The organism is Vreelandella sp. V005 (assembly GCF_052645115.1).
The window spans coordinates 116663-131185 of sequence record NZ_JBQXYA010000005.1 but is presented as its reverse complement, the minus strand read 5'-3'; the positions used below and the strand labels follow the sequence as shown (position 1 = coordinate 131185).

Annotated in this window: 11 protein-coding genes, 1 tRNA gene and 1 other RNA gene; 9 read left to right on the top strand and 4 right to left on the bottom strand. The window is 55.5% G+C overall.

Annotated features, from left to right (window positions below):
- The first annotated feature begins 206 nt into the window (after nt 1–206).
- The 5 genes from dctP to ACUN8H_RS13160 all read left to right on the top strand — a co-directional run bounded on the left by dctP (nt 207) and on the right by ACUN8H_RS13160 (nt 6209).
- Entirely contained in the window at nt 207–1196 is a 990-nt protein-coding gene (gene dctP, locus ACUN8H_RS13180) for a TRAP transporter substrate-binding protein DctP (RefSeq protein WP_445532536.1), read from the top strand.
- 54 nt (nt 1197–1250) lie between these two features.
- Nucleotides 1251–1772: a TRAP transporter small permease gene (locus tag ACUN8H_RS13175; RefSeq protein ID WP_445532535.1), complete on the top strand. Its 522-nt coding sequence runs from the start codon at nt 1251–1253 to the stop codon at nt 1770–1772.
- 2 nt (nt 1773–1774) lie between these two features.
- Nucleotides 1775–3067 (top strand): TRAP transporter large permease, encoded by a 1293-nt coding sequence (locus tag ACUN8H_RS13170; RefSeq protein ID WP_445532534.1) that lies wholly within the window; start codon nt 1775–1777, stop codon nt 3065–3067.
- A gap of 22 nt (nt 3068–3089) precedes the next feature.
- Nucleotides 3090–3536, top strand: a complete 447-nt coding sequence (locus ACUN8H_RS13165) for a type II 3-dehydroquinate dehydratase (RefSeq protein ID WP_445532533.1) — start codon at nt 3090–3092, stop codon at nt 3534–3536.
- Between the two features lie 243 nt (nt 3537–3779).
- Entirely contained in the window at nt 3780–6209 is a 2430-nt protein-coding gene (locus ACUN8H_RS13160) for a membrane-bound PQQ-dependent dehydrogenase, glucose/quinate/shikimate family (protein WP_445532532.1), read from the top strand.
- 216 nt (nt 6210–6425) lie between these two features.
- On the opposite strand, the gene ACUN8H_RS13155 is transcribed toward ACUN8H_RS13160, so the two are convergent.
- Together ACUN8H_RS13155 and ACUN8H_RS13150 are read right to left on the bottom strand one after the other, a co-directional pair.
- Nucleotides 6426–6959, bottom strand: a complete 534-nt coding sequence (locus tag ACUN8H_RS13155) for a PaaI family thioesterase (RefSeq protein WP_445532531.1) — start codon at nt 6957–6959, stop codon at nt 6426–6428.
- A gap of 14 nt (nt 6960–6973) precedes the next feature.
- Nucleotides 6974–8488, bottom strand: a complete 1515-nt coding sequence (locus ACUN8H_RS13150; protein WP_445532530.1) for an efflux transporter outer membrane subunit — start codon at nt 8486–8488, stop codon at nt 6974–6976.
- A 90-nt stretch (nt 8489–8578) separates the two neighbouring features.
- Here ACUN8H_RS13150 and ACUN8H_RS13145 point away from each other — a divergent pair, with 90 nt between their 5' ends.
- From ACUN8H_RS13145 to ACUN8H_RS13130, 4 genes are all read left to right on the top strand, one after another.
- Nucleotides 8579–9196 (top strand): TetR/AcrR family transcriptional regulator, encoded by a 618-nt coding sequence (locus ACUN8H_RS13145; RefSeq protein ID WP_445532529.1) that lies wholly within the window; start codon nt 8579–8581, stop codon nt 9194–9196.
- An 80-nt stretch (nt 9197–9276) separates the two neighbouring features.
- The gene (locus ACUN8H_RS13140; protein ID WP_445532528.1) at nt 9277–10413 is read left to right on the top strand and encodes an efflux RND transporter periplasmic adaptor subunit; all 1137 of its coding nucleotides are present in this window, start codon (nt 9277–9279) and stop codon (nt 10411–10413) included.
- Nucleotides 10410–13508, top strand: coding sequence for an efflux RND transporter permease subunit (locus ACUN8H_RS13135; protein WP_445532527.1), 3099 nt, complete (start codon nt 10410–10412; stop codon nt 13506–13508). The genes ACUN8H_RS13140 and ACUN8H_RS13135 overlap by 4 nt, the downstream gene beginning before the upstream one ends.
- A gap of 64 nt (nt 13509–13572) precedes the next feature.
- Nucleotides 13573–13830 (top strand): beta-ketoacyl synthase N-terminal-like domain-containing protein, encoded by a 258-nt coding sequence (locus ACUN8H_RS13130; RefSeq protein ID WP_445532621.1) that lies wholly within the window; start codon nt 13573–13575, stop codon nt 13828–13830.
- A 396-nt stretch (nt 13831–14226) separates the two neighbouring features.
- Here the strand turns inward: ACUN8H_RS13130 and ffs are convergent.
- Both ffs and ACUN8H_RS13120 read right to left on the bottom strand, forming a co-directional pair.
- Nucleotides 14227–14323: signal recognition particle sRNA small type (ffs, locus tag ACUN8H_RS13125), an RNA gene on the bottom strand.
- 52 nt (nt 14324–14375) lie between these two features.
- Nucleotides 14376–14452: transfer RNA gene (locus ACUN8H_RS13120), tRNA-Met, on the bottom strand.
- Nucleotides 14453–14523: the final 71 nt, after the last annotated feature.

The window sequence follows — 14523 nt, the reverse complement described above, 5'->3', positions numbered from 1 at the left end:
ACCTCCTCTTAAAATGTGCATTCTGTCCTTCGCTAGACAGCTTGGCAAGGGCAAGCCATGTTAAATATGATATTATTGATAATATACGAAGAAAGAAATAAAAACTGTTGATCGGTTAAATATAATATGTAATAACGAAACTGTGAAGCGTGGTAAAGGCAACCTGCCGCGAACACATTACAACGACAATATGAAGGAGACATTTCATGCCCATTAACGCCAAATGCCGCGGCATTCTTGCTGCCAGCGCCATCATGGTCACGGCGACCACCGCCAGCTTGGCTGTTGCGCAAGACAATCCCACGCTGCGCTTTTCAGCTGTATTCTCGGAGCAAGACATACGCGCCGAAATGATGCAGCGCTTCGAAGACGTCATCGCCGACGACTTCACTCTAGAAATACATTACGGGGGTACGCTCTTCAGTCAGGGCTCAGAACTGGTTGCTCTCCAACGCGGTAATTTGGAAATGAGCAATGTCTCGCCTCAGGATATCGCCAATCAGATCCCGGCTTGGTCGCTACTCACTTCCGCTTATCTTTTTCGCGACGCTGAACATCTGCTGGATTTTTTCAGTAGCGATGCGGGCGAGGAAATGAAAGCCATGGCCGAGGATCAGCTTGGTGTTCACATCCTAGGCCCAACCTTTTTTGGCACGCGACATGTTGGTCTAGTAGGTGATGAACAAATCGACACACCTGAGGACATGTCCGGGATTCGGTTGCGCATGCCACCAGGCGAATCATGGCAGTTTCTGGGCGAGTCCCTTGGAGCCAATCCAACAGCAATGGCCTACGCCGAGGTCTATACCGGACTTCAGACCGGGGCCATTGACGGACAGGACAATCCCCTACCGAATGTCCAAAATATGCGCTTCTACGAAGTCATGGAACAAATTGTCCTGACATCGCATCTTGTAGCATTCGATCTATTAATGGTCTCTGCTAGTGTCTGGAATGACATGACACCAGAGCAGCAGGAAACATTCCAGACTGCTGCAGATGAAGCGATCGCTTGGAGCACCGAGGAACATCAGCGTAACGAGCAAGAACTAGCAGATTTCTTCAAAGAAGAAGGGCTCAACCTTTACACCCCCAATGTAGACGCCTTCCGAGAGTATGCTCAGCAGCTCTATCTTGAGTCGTCAATTTCGGATGCATGGCCGGAAGGCATGCTTGAGCGCATCAATAATCTTTGATGGCAGATGGATCGACTGCATTGCGGTCGATCTCACTCCCCCTAGAGGTGCGAAATGCGACCAAAGGTTTCCCGGCTAATAGTCTGGCTGCGTCGCACTGCTGAAGCAGTGTCGGCAGCCATGCTTGCCGTTATGTTCCTTTCATTCCTGATAACAGTGTTGTTTCGTTACGTTCTGAACTGGCCTGCGGGCTGGGCATCGGAACTCAGCTCAATCATGTGGATTTGGCTAGTACTGTTTGGAGCGGCGTTTGTTCTACGCGAGCGTGACGAAATCCGCTTTGACATCCTTTATAGCAATGTTTCTTCTCCGCTCCGTCGTGTAATGACGGTAATTTTCTCCATTAGCGTCGTTACCCTTTTTGTAGTTTCGCTGCCCGCCGTCTATGACTATGTGACCTTTATGAAAGTCCAGCGAACGTCTTATCTACGCATCCGCTACGACTGGCTGTATTCGATTTACGTCATTTTCGCCCTGGCCGTTGTTATCCGCCACACGTGGATTGGCATTCGCGCCGCATTGGGGCATGACCCAATGAGTGCCAGCGACGCCGACAACGAAACTCAGAGAGGTTAAGGATGGATCCATTCACGCTTACTCTTCTGGTGATTATCGGTTTAGCTTTGTTGGGGCTACCCATCGGCCTGTCGATGATTTCGGGTTCCGTTGTCTATCTCTTTATGAACGGAATGGACATGGGGCTGGTGGCTGAACGATTGCTCAACAGCATGCTAACCGGCTACGTGATCCTTGCGGTACCACTGTTCATTCTTGCTGCAGAGCTGATGAATATGGGTGCCATGACCAACCGCTTACTGCACTTTTGTAATGCCCTGGTTGGTCGTTTTCGAGGGGGGCTCGCCTACGTAAACATCGTGCAGTCGATCATCTTCTCTGGTATGTCCGGTTCAGCCTTCGCCGACGCAGCTGGCACGGGTCGGATCATTGCCAATATGATGACTCAGGACGGACGCTACACCCGCAGCTTTGCTGCCGCCTTAACAGCAAGCGCGGCGGTTATCGGCCCCATCATTCCGCCTTCGATTCCGATGGTGCTTTATGCACTAGTTTCCAATACGTCCATTGGTTATCTGTTTCTCGCTGGCATTATTCCCGGCTTGCTGATGGGGTTAATGCTCATGATTGTGGTAATGGTCATAGCGCGTCATCGACAATTTCCAGTGGAGGCGCCCACACCGGTGAGGCAGTTACCGGGCATCACCTTTCGCGCGTTACCCGCATTGATGTTGCCAGTTGTCTTACTAGGGGGAATATACAGTGGAGCAATGACACCCACTGAGGCAGCTGCCGTTGCCGCGGCCTATGCTTTTCTAGTCTCGATTTTGCTGTATCGCAACATCAGTGTGCGGCAGGTTTACGACTCGCTTGTCAGCAGTGCTCGTTCTTCCGTCGCTATTGGTATGTTGATCGCCGGGGCACTGGTGTTTAACTACGTGGTAACGTCCGAGAATATCCCACAAGTGCTAAGCGTGTTCCTAGCCGATTATGAACTGACGGTACTGCAGTTCCTCTTAATGGTTAATATTGTGCTGTTGTTGTTGGGCTGCCTGCTCGAAGGGACAGCCATCATACTGATCATTGTTCCGGTGTTCATACCTTCGGCGAATGCCCTGGGTGTGGATCTAGTTCATTTCGGTGTCATCGCCGTGGTGAATATCATGATTGGCTTGGTGACGCCGCCCTACGGGTTATTGATCTTCATTATGCAGAGCATTACCCGTGCTCCTTTACGCAGTATTTTTCTTGACCTCATTCCCTTTATTGCCTCGCTCATTGTCGCGTTGGCGATCATTACACTTTTCCCCGATCTTGTCCTTTGGCTGCCGCGCCAGTTCGGCTATGCCAGCTAAATAACAATAAGAGGTAATTCCAATGTCTAGCTCCCTATATATACTCAACGGCCCAAACCTTAACCGGCTTGGTAGGCGCGAACCGGAGATATACGGCCATACGACGCTGGCGGAGGTAGAGTCGATGTGCCGAAACGCCGCAGGCACCCGGCCGGTAGTGTTTCGCCAGTCCGCTTATGAAGGGCAGTTGGTGGAGTGGATTCACGAGGCAATCGATGAGCCCGCTGCCGCCATTGTTATTAATCCGGCCGGTTTGACCTTTACCTCCATTCCCATTCTCGATGCACTGAAAATGTTTCCCGGACCGATTATTGAGCTGCATATCTCCAACATTCACCGGCGCGAGGAGATTTATCATCGCTCGCTTGTCTCGCGCATTGCGACAGCGGTGATAGCTGGCCTGGGACCGACGGGTTATCGAACAGCTGTCGAGGCCGCGCTGCAGATAGTGGATGAAAGTAACCAATGACCGATGTAATACCATGATGATGGTGGTTTCAATTACCAAAAGCCACTGCTAAAGCTAAATCACTACTATAAGCGCTCCCGTGTCTGTGAAATGGGGCATAGAAAGCACCGGCGCAGCCTCTTCTACCTTGTGGCCCAGAGTTCTGCAGCTATTCTATAAACTAATGTAGAGTTAACTTATCCGAATTGGTAATTGCATTTCACCAACGAAGGGATTTTTTGTTTACCTATGACGAGGTTTTATATGAATCATGCTGACAGTAACTCTGTTTCAGTGCCTGTGAAGGTACTGCTGATCATTATTGGGGTAATTTTTGCTGTAGCAGGGCTCGGCCTAGTGATTGGCGGTGCCATGCTAATTTCACGCGGCGGCAGTTGGTACTATGTATTGATGGGCCTGGCACTGCTTGCTTCAGGCGTACAGATTGCCCGTGGCAGCCCTGTTGGCACGGCAATTTATACCTTGGCTTTTGTGGCCACTTTGATATGGGCATTTTGGGAAGCTGGCCTCGATTTCTGGGCACTTCACGCACGGATATTTACCTTCCTTTGTATCTTCTTCGTGTTGATGCTGTTGCATCCACTGATTCTTAAGCGAGCTGGCCGTAAGCCTGTCGCTATACTCAACCTCGGTGTTGCAGGTATAGCCTTGCTGGTGATTATCGGGATGGTGTGGGGAATGTTTCAACCACACGGGCGGTTGGTCGCCAAAGCACCCACTGGCCAGGAACCGATTGCCGAAGAGGCTCCGTCAAACTGGGAACACTACGGTGGAGATGCCAACGCCACACGCTTTGCAGCGCTTAATCAAATCAACCGGGACAACGTACAAGAACTTGAGGTCGCCTGGACTTTTCAGACGGGCGATACTCCGCTGAGCCCAGGTGGCGGCGGCGCAGAAGACCAAGGTACGCCTCTCATGGTAGATGACACGCTTTACTTCTGTACCCCCCACAATACGGTTATCGCGCTTGATAGTGCGTCGGGTGAAGAACAGTGGCGAACGGAATTTCCACCAGAAACCAGCACCTGGGTGCGTTGCCGAGGGCTTGCTTTCTTTGATACCACCACTGCGCTTGAACAGCCCACCACCCCTGGTAGCACTCCAGTCCCTGAAGTGACACTTGAAGAAGGTGCAGCCTGCCAGCGCCGTATTTACATGAACACAATTGATGCTATTTTAGTTGCCCTTGATGCTGATACGGGCGAACTTTGCACCGACTTTGGCAACCAGGGGGAAGTCAACCTGAAAGCCGGTCTTGGCAATGCCGAGCCTCCCCTTTATTCACTAACCTCACCCCCGGCGATGGCGGGCAGTACGGTGGTTGTCGGTGGGCGCGTCGCATATAACGTAGCGCTTGATATGCCGGGTGGGGTTATTCGCGGCTTTGATGCGATTACCGGCGAAATGCGCTGGGCGTTTGACCCCGGCAATCCTGACAACCGCCAGATGCCTGAGGGCGAACAGATTTACACGCGCTCGACGCCTAACGTCTGGGCGCCGATGACCTATGATGCAATGTCTAACACTATTTATATGGGGGTGGGAAACTCAGCGGTAGATCTATGGGGGGTAGAGCGTTCCGAGCTTGATGAGACTTACGGTGGAACACTGCTCGCTCTGGATGGCACCACAGGGGATGAGAAATGGCACTACCAGACGATTCGTCACGACCTGTGGGACTACGACGTACCCATGCAGCCCACACTGATCGATTTTCCTGACTCGGACGGCAATACCGTTCCGGCGATGGTATTCGGCTCCAAAGTCGGCCAACTGTTTGTACTCGACCGGCTGACCGGAGAGCCTCTCACAGAGGTAGCAGAGCGTGAAGTGGAGCCTGCGACCATCCCAAATGAGCCTTATGCGACTCACCAGCCGGTATCGGTGGGAATGCCTCAGATCGGCGCCCAAGAGCTGACTGAAAAAGATATGTGGGGCGGTACCCCTTTCGATCAATTGATGTGCCGCTACATCTTCCGTGGTTATCGCTATGATGGTTTGTTCACCGCTCCCGATACCGATTACTCGCTTAGCTTCCCAGGGTCACTAGGTGGTTTGAACTGGGGTGGTGTTTCCTATGACCCAACGTCACAGACAATGTTTGTCAACGATATGCGTATTGGCCTTTGGGTTCATATGGAGCCACGAGATGAGAATGCTGAAGGATCTGATGGCTCTGAAGCAGTTAACGCAGGAATGGGAGCGGTACCGTTGGAGGGCACGCCCTACTCCGTTCTGAAGGATCGCTTCTTGTCTCCGCTTGGCATCCCCTGCCAAGAACCCCCCTTCGGCACACTGACAGCCGTCAACATGCAAACCCGCAGTATTGACTGGGAGGTACCGCTTGGAACCGTTCAGGACACGGTGCTGTTTGGCATGAAGGCACATCTACCCATGCCGATAGGTATGCCCACGATTGGCGGCTCACTCGCTACTCAGGGCGGATTAGTATTCTTCGCAGCGACTCAAGACTACTGGTTGCGCGCCTTCGACAGCGCCACCGGCGAGGAACTCTGGAAAGCCCGTTTGCCTGTAGGCTCGCAGGGCACGCCCATTTCTTATGTTTCTACCGAAACAGGCAAGCAGTATATCGTGATTTCAGCGGGTGGTGCTCGTCAATCGCCTGATCGTGGCGACTATTTGATTGCCTATGCGCTACCCGATAGCTGAGCAAGGAGGCGATAACGTTCGACGCTAAGAGGCAGTCTAAACGTTACCTTAGCTTAGAAACTGCCTATCAGATGTCGTGAATATGGCTTATCTAGTCAATGTATGAATCGGTATGATGAAGTACTAGTTAAATCCACTGCGGGCTCTCAGGTTGAGAGCCCGCAGTGGCCATTCGCATTAGCAGATCAACCTCCCCCTACTACGCCAGCCCCTCTTCTACGATATCTGGTCGAATACCAGGCACGTTGTACTCGCGTGGGCATAGAGCTTACCATCCGAACCGAAGAGCCTGCCTTCCGCAGTCGCCACTTGGCGACCACCGTGAACCAATTGGCCTTCAGCACGAACTAGCGGTATCGCATCGGTGAGTGCCCGGACGAGATTGAGCTTCAATTCCAGGGTCGTGTAGGCCCTGCCCGGTGGCAATATTGAATGCACGGCGCACCCCATGGCTGTATCGAGCATGGTTGCGAACCAGCCGCCATGCACCGTCCCCATCGGATTATAATGACTGAAACGTGGCTGCCCCTGGAACAACGCGAATCCCGGTTCCACGCGAATCAGAGTGAAGTTCAGCGTGTCAGCCATCGGCGGAGGCGGTATCTCACCAGCGAGAAGCGCCTCAAATACCTGCAATCCGCTGCGCCCGGAAATCTGAGCAGGCGTCGCCACGCCGGGAACCGCCTGGATACGCTCTCGCACGGCCGCTTCCTCAGCCTGCCAGCGAGCCAGCGTTTCTTCGGAGTTCATCACTTCGGTTGTGGTCATTTCGTATCCCCTTCGACGGTGGTGGAGAGGTTGCTGTAGAGGCGGTCGTTGCTTGCATGCGGTGCATCCCACCCGCCTCCCAACGCTCTAAAGGAGGCAATGGCAGCACGCGCGGCTTCGGTTTGTGCCTGTGCCTTCGTGTCGCTTATCTGCAGCAAGCTGGCGTCGGTATTGGGCACTTCGATCAGGCTCACGACACCACTTTCATAGGCGGCAAGTGAGTTTTCGCGGGCACGAGTGAGAAAGGATTCACCCCGCGCCAGAATGTCGACCTGGGCCTCGCGTTTAACCAGCGCGGAAAAGGCGTTTTCCACCTCTTCCGTTGCGCGCAACACGGCTAGGCGGTAGGCCGCGAGTGCTTCTGCTTCCTGCCCGCGCGCGGCGGCAATCTGTGCCTCGACGCGTCCAAAGTCGAATAGGCGCCAGCGCAGCCCGAGAACACCCTGGGCTTGACGGGCATCGCTGGAGAAGAGATTGCCGCTTGAGATCGTAGTGGCACTGCCTAGCAGTGCCCCGAGCGAGAACTTGGGGTAGTACTCTGAAATCGCCATGCCAATGCGCGCATTAGCAGCAATGAGGCGCTGCTCTGCCACGATAAGATCTGGACGCCGCCGAATCATCTCGGCCGGCGTGCCGGTTTCTGCCAGGCCTGGAACCACCGGGATCGACGCCACCTGACTCACGTCGCTGCGGTAGGTTCCAGGCGGCACACCGAGAAGCACGTCCAGCGCGTTCATTGCCGAGTCGAGGCCGGCCTCGAGAGCCGGAATCTGTGCTTCGACTTGAGCAAGCGCACCCTCGGCCTGATTCACCTGAAGCTCGTTAGCCACCCCCTTCTCGTACTGGAATTTAATCGTGTCGCGAAGTTCACGACGAGTGTCAGCTTGCTGTTCAGCAATCGTGATACGCGCCTGCAAACCCCGGATCACGACGTATACGTCCGCCGTTTGAGCAGCGACGGCCAAGCGTGTCGCGACGACACCCGCTTCAGAGGACACATACGCCGCACGTGCCGCTTCCCGTCCCCGCTGCAGGCCACCAAACACATCAATTTCCCAGTCCACATCAAGGTTGGCCTCATAAGCGCTGCCTCTGCGGTCGAAGCCGGGCGTGGCAGAAAGCACCTGACCCAGTGGGGTCTCGATCGATTGGTATACTTCGGCCCCCTGGGCGCTCACATTGGCCGATGGCAGTAGTACTGCATCGGCTTTGCGCAATGAGGCGCGGGCTTGGACGACACGGGCTGTCGCTTGTTCGATATCCAGGTTCTGCTCAAGAGCAAGAGTAACGAAGCGCGCTAACATGAGGTCATCAAAAGCGGCCCACCAGGCCTGAAGGTTTGCCTTGTGCTGCACCTCACGCTCTTCGACACCCTCCTGCCCAAGGAAACGAGGCGATAAGGCGGGCTCAGGTGAGCTATAGTCAGGGCCGACCGCACATCCCGTTAACAGGCTGGCCGTTAATAGACTGGCACTCATCAGAAAGGCGAGAGAGCGTGGACGGGTGAGCATAAGCGTCTCCGAAGAGTAAAATTGTTAAAGTGACTATAATCTATTATGGTCACAAACTGTCAAGCTAAAGAATACGAGGCAACACGACCGATGATAGAAACACCATCTTCCACACCACCGTCACGAGGACCTGCCGAACACAGTGTTCGCGAACAAATCGTGGCGGCTGCTGAAGAGCACTTCAGCCACTACGGCTACGAGAAAACCACCGTCTCTGACTTGGCCAAATCGATTGGCTTTTCCAAGGCTTATATCTATAAGTTTTTCGATTCCAAACAGACCATTGGCGAAGCCATCTGCTCTAAAGTCTTGAGCGCCATTGTCGAGGCAATCGAAGAAGCCGTGGTGAACGCATCCACGCCAACGGAGAAATTTAGGAGGATGTTCAAGGCGTTGGTAGAAACCGGATCAAATCTTTTCTTCAATGATCGCAAGCTGTATGACATCGCCGCACACTCCGCTGGCGAAGGCTGGCCCTCTGCTCGCGCCTATGCGCAGCACATTCAGCAGATGCTTTCGGAGATCATCCGCGAAGGACGCGAGAGCGGCGAATTCGAGCGAAAAACCCCGCTCGACGAGACGGTTAATTCAATTTTTTTAGTCATGCACCCCTATGTGAACCCTCTTCTTCTTCAACACAACTTAGATCTTGTCGAGGAGGGGCCTGCGCAACTTTCGAACCTGGTATTGCGTAGTTTGGTACCCTGAAGAATGAATTTACGCTTAGTGACTATTGACAATATTGGTCACTAGTTGGAATATGAGGCCTTCTATCACTGGAGGTCGCCATGCTGCAGCGCCGTAATATTCATTCCCTCGTCTTCGTCGGTCTGCTGCCCTTCGCTCTGGCGGCTTGCAGTGACAACAGCTCTTTAAGCGACCCGCGCACGCAGACCCCCTATGTGCGGGTGGCGGAGGTGGAGGCCGATAGAAAGGCCGAGCGTTCATTTACCGGTACTGTTGCCGCACGGGTGCAGAGCGATCTCGGCTTTCGCGTACCGGGCAAGATACAGGAGCGTTTGGTCGATACAGGTCAGGCCGTCGAGCGCGGCCAGCCACTCATGCGCATCGACCCCACGGATCTGGAACTCGCCGCTCGCGCCCAAGAGGAAACCGTGGCTGCCGCCAGAGCACGCGCGCGTCAAACCACAGATGACGAGGCGCGATACCGTGACCTGGTCTCTCGAGGCGCTGTGTCAGCTTCAGCCTACGACAGCGCCCAGGCAGCCGCCGAGTCGGCTCGGGCGGACCTCACGGCAGCCGAGGCTCGGGCAGACGTTGCTCGCAATGAAACCGACTATGCCGTGCTTCTCGCTGATGCAGACGGAGTGGTAGTGGAAACGTTGGCAGAAACCGGCCAAGTCGTTGCTGCTGGTCAACCCGTGGTGCGGGTGGCCCATGCGGGGCCCCGCGAGGCACTCATCGACCTCCCCGAAACGCTGCGCCCAGCGGTCGGTTCCACAGGCCGTGCAGCCCTCTATGGCAACGGACTCACGGGCGCAGCCACGCTTCGCCAGTTGTCGGATGCCGCCAATCCTCTGACGCGAACCTTCGAAGCCCGCTATGTGTTGGAAGGCAATCTTGCCGATGCACCACTGGGCTCGACCGTTTCCGTCGGCATCCAGGTCGATCCTTCCGCTTCAGCATTATTGCAGGTACCGATAGGCGCCCTCTTCGATCCAGGTAAAGGGCCCGGCGTATGGCTGATCGAAGGGCTGATCGAAGGAGAGACGCCCCAAGTCACTTGGCTGGCCGTACAGGTGACTGGCCTCAGCGATGAAACGGCGTCGGTCGTTGGCGACCTTGAAGCCGGCGATCGCGTTGTCGCGCTCGGCGTGCACTTACTCCACGAGGGCGAGCAAGTGCGGTTAGATGAACGCTCGGTTACCACGGGCTTGACCGCCAATCGTGGAGAACAGCCATGAGTGCCTTCAACCTCTCAGCACTCGCAGTACGCGAGCGCTCGGTCACCCTGTTTCTGATGGTGGTGATCTTCATCGCCGGCATTATGGCCTTCCTAACGCTGGGCCGGGCGGAGGATCCCGCTTTTACCATCAAGCAGATGACCGTGACCACGGCCTGGCCCGGTGCTACGGCCCAGGAAATGGAGGAACTGGTCGCTGAGCCGCTAGAAAAACGCATGCAGGAACTGGGCTGGTATGACCGTACCGAAACCTTTACGCGTCCGGGCCTAGCCTTCACCACGGTGTATCTGCTCGATAGCACGCCGCCCGACGAAGTCGCCGAGCAATTCTATCAGGCGCGTAAGAAAATTGGCGACGAGGCCAGCAGTCTGCCCAGTGGCGTCATTGGCCCCATGGTGAACGACGAATACGCCGATGTGACCTTTGCACTCTATGCGCTGAAGGCAGAGGGCGAGCCTCACCGGCATCTCATCCGCGAGGCTGAGAGCCTGCGCCAGCGCTTGCTTCACGTACCGGGCGTCAAGAAGGTGAATATCATCGGCGAGCAGTCCGAAAGGATCTTTGTCGAGTTCTCCCATGATCGTCTCGCCACGCTTGGCATCTCTCCGCAAGCCCTCTTCGCGGCACTGAATGAGCGTAATGTCGTGACGCCCGCCGGCTCAATTGACACCCAGGGCCCCCAGGTCTTCATCCGGCTGGACGGGGCGATCGACGACCTTGAAGCGATCCGCAATACGCCCGTCGTCGCGCAGGGCCATACACTAAAGCTCGGCGACATCGCCGAGGTGAAGCGGGGCTACGAGGATCCCACTACCTTCCTTATTCGCAACAACGGCGAACCCACCTTGCTGCTCGGTGTGGTCATGCGCGAGGGATGGAATGGCCTCAACCTCGGCGAGGCACTGGAAGAGGAGGCAGAGGCTATCAACGCCGAGATGCCGCTTGGCATGAGTCTAACCAAGGTCACAGACCAGTCGGTTAATATCAGCTCGGCCGTTGACGAGTTCATGCTCAAGTTCTTCGCCGCCCTCGGCGTGGTGATGTTGGTCGGTTTCATCAGCATGGGGTGGCGTGCCGGCATCGTGGTTTCGGCGGCAGTTCCCCTGACCCTGGCCGCCGTTTTTATCGTTATGGCAGCTTCCGGCATGGCCTTCGACCGCATCACTCTCGGTTCGTTGATCCTGGCACTGGGGCTCCTGGTCGACGATGCGATCATCGCCATTGAGATGATGGTGGTGAAGATGGAGGAAGGCTACGACCGTGTACGTGCCGCGGCTTATGCGTGGAGTCACACCGCCGCACCCATGCTCTCCGGCACCCTGGTGACGGCCATCGGTTTCATGCCGAACGGTTTCGCCAAGTCCACCGCTGGCGAGTACACCAGCAACATGTTCTGGATCGTCGGCATTGCGTTGATCACGTCGTGGATCGTCGCCGTGGTGTTTACACCTTACTTGGGGGTGAAGCTGCTACCGGATTTCAAGAAGCGCGAGGGCGGCCACGGGGCAATCTACGCGACGCCGAACTACGAGCGTTTCCGCCGGTTGCTGGGCTCGGTGATCTGCCGCAAATGGCTGGTGGCGGCGTTCGTGGTCGGAACCTTCATCCTCGCGATCGTAGGCATGGGCGTGGTCAACAAACAGTTCTTTCCGACGTCTGACCGGCCCGAGGTACTGATCGAAGTACAGATGCCGTATGGCACCTCGATCGAGCAGACGAGTGAGGCGACCGCCAAAGTCGAGGCCTGGCTGGAGGAGCAAGAAGAAGCCAGCATCGTGACGTCCTACATCGGCCAGGGCGCGCCGCGCTTTTATCTCGCCATGTCACCGGAGATGCCTAATCCCTCTTTCGCCAAGATCGTCGTCCTGACGGATGACCAGGCGGCGCGTGAGGCGCTCAAGCTTAGGCTACGTCAGGCGGTGGCCGATGGCCTGGCACCGGAGGCGCGAGTGCGGGTGACCCAGCTGGTGTTCGGCCCACCTTCCCCCTTCCCCGTGGCCTTCCGCGTGATGGGGCCGGAGCCCGATGAATTGCGCGACATCGCGGCCCAGGTGCGTGCCGTCATGCAGACTTCTCCTAAGATGCGAACGGTCAATACCGATTGGGGCGAGCGCATACCCACGCTGCGATTCTCGCTTGTTCAGGATCGGCTGCAAAGCTTCGGCTTGACCTCAAGTGATGCAGCCCAACAGCTACAGTTCCTATTGAGTGGCATCCCTATTGCCGAGGTGCGTGAAGATATCCGTTCCGTTCAGGTCGTGGCCCGCTCGGCCGGCAGTACAAGACTTGATCCAAGCAAAATTCAAGATTTCACTCTGACAGGCACATCCGGTCAGCGGATTCCGCTATCGCAGGTCGGCACGGTGGAAGTTCACATGGAAGACCCCATTCTGCGCCGCATTGACCGCACGCCGACGATCACCGTACGTGGTGATATAGCGGAAGACTTGCAGCCGCCCGACGTGTCCAAAGCCATTTGGGAAGAACTTCAGCCGATCATCGCCGAACTGCCGGCGGGCTACCGGATAGAGATGGGCGGTTCCATCGAGGAATCCGGCAAGGCCAATAGCGCCCTGCTACCGGTCTTCCCCATTATGATCGCGCTGACGCTGATCACGATCATCTTTCAGGTTCGCTCGATCTCAGCGATGACGATGGTGTTCGCCACCGCACCGATGGGCCTCATCGGCGTGGTGCCTACCTTGCTGGTGTTCAACCAGCCATTCGGCATCAATGCGCTCGTCGGCCTGATTGCGCTAGCAGGTATCCTGATGCGCAACACCCTTATCCTGATAGGACAGATTCATGACAATGCGAAGGCAGGACTCGCACCCTTTGACGCCGTGGTCGAGGCCACCGTGCAGCGTGCTCGGCCGGTCATCCTGACCGCGCTCGCCGCCATTCTAGCGTTCATCCCCCTCACCCAATCGGTGTTCTGGGGAACGCTGGCCTACACCCTGATCGGTGGCACCTTCGCCGGGACAGTTCTAACGCTGGTGTTCTTGCCGGCGATGTATGCCATCTGGTTCAAGATCAAGCCGACACCTAGGGGTGGAAATACCGCTTCTAAAGGTGTAGTGAACCCTGTTATGTAGGGCCAATCCAATAATTAGATATTTCTAATAAGAAGCTAAAAATGCGGAGAGTTGTTGTGACTGGATTGGGCTGGTTTCCCCTTTAGCGATTGGAGTAGAAGCTAGATGGTCAAGGCTTTTGAATGGCCAGTCAGGCATTAGACGGCTGCCTGAAACCATGATGGATGGTCTGGCGGTCAAAATTGCCGGGGTTATTCCCGATCACCCGGAAGATCCAGAGGCGGGATTCAATGCCGATAGTTTTGCCCCGGTTAAGGATCAGCGCAAAATAGATCGCTTTATGCTGCTTGCGCTGGCAGCAGAGGAGGAAGCCGTTACTTAAGCAGGATGGCATCCCAAGCAAGCCCAACAGCAAGAACGCGCCGCAACGGTGATTGCATCCGGGGTGGGTGGCTTTCCAGCCATTGCAGATGCCGCTCGCACGACTGATACCCGAGCGCACGTCGCCTATCTACTTTTACCGTGCCCTCGTTCTTGGTCAATCTGGCTGCGGGTCATGTCTCTATTCAATATGGCTACAAAGGCCCTATCGGGGCGACGTCGTCGTCTTCCCAATGGCTACCCGAAGCGGGACAGGAATAACTAAACGAAAGTAGTATATGCCATTGCGAGATTTTAATAGGTAGGGTGAGCTCATTTGTACCACCAATCTGTATCACTTAGACGCAGAAGGCGAAATTTCCAAGCTCTTTCAATTGCTTAGCAAAAATGGAGGCGGCCCCAAAAGCCACATCCCGGCACACGCAGCCACCACTACCGTTGCTCCCTTCCGGGCCTGGCGGGGTTCGCAGTTTAGCGTTGCGGGAGGACCTAAGGGGCCACCATAACGGCACACTCGGTTGATAAGTAAGTGTGCTAATGCTGATGTGGTGGCTACGCCCTGATTTGAACAGGGGACCCCATCATTATGAGTGATGTGCTCTAACCAGCTGAGCTACGTAGCCTTTCCCTCATCAACGGGTGCAGATTATGCCTATCTTAATAACGAAAGGCAAGCCGGAATCCGGCTTGCCTT

Bases quoted from the DNA above. Each gene is read 5' to 3' on its own strand.
- ACUN8H_RS13160 (WP_445532532.1), top strand. From the start codon at position 3,780: ATGAATCATGCTGACAGTAACTCTGTTTCAGTGCCTGTGAAGGTACTG.
- ACUN8H_RS13170 (WP_445532534.1), top strand. From the start codon at position 1,775: ATGGATCCATTCACGCTTACTCTTCTGGTGATTATCGGTTTAGCTTTG.
- ACUN8H_RS13135 (WP_445532527.1), top strand. From the start codon at position 10,410: ATGAGTGCCTTCAACCTCTCAGCACTCGCAGTACGCGAGCGCTCGGTC.
- ACUN8H_RS13140 (WP_445532528.1), top strand. From the start codon at position 9,277: ATGCTGCAGCGCCGTAATATTCATTCCCTCGTCTTCGTCGGTCTGCTG.
- ACUN8H_RS13150 (WP_445532530.1), bottom strand. From the start codon at position 8,488: ATGCTCACCCGTCCACGCTCTCTCGCCTTTCTGATGAGTGCCAGTCTA.
- ACUN8H_RS13175 (WP_445532535.1), top strand. From the start codon at position 1,251: ATGCGACCAAAGGTTTCCCGGCTAATAGTCTGGCTGCGTCGCACTGCT.
- ACUN8H_RS13145 (WP_445532529.1), top strand. From the start codon at position 8,579: ATGATAGAAACACCATCTTCCACACCACCGTCACGAGGACCTGCCGAA.
- ACUN8H_RS13155 (WP_445532531.1), bottom strand. From the start codon at position 6,959: ATGAACTCCGAAGAAACGCTGGCTCGCTGGCAGGCTGAGGAAGCGGCC.
- dctP (WP_445532536.1), top strand. From the start codon at position 207: ATGCCCATTAACGCCAAATGCCGCGGCATTCTTGCTGCCAGCGCCATC.
- ACUN8H_RS13165 (WP_445532533.1), top strand. From the start codon at position 3,090: ATGTCTAGCTCCCTATATATACTCAACGGCCCAAACCTTAACCGGCTT.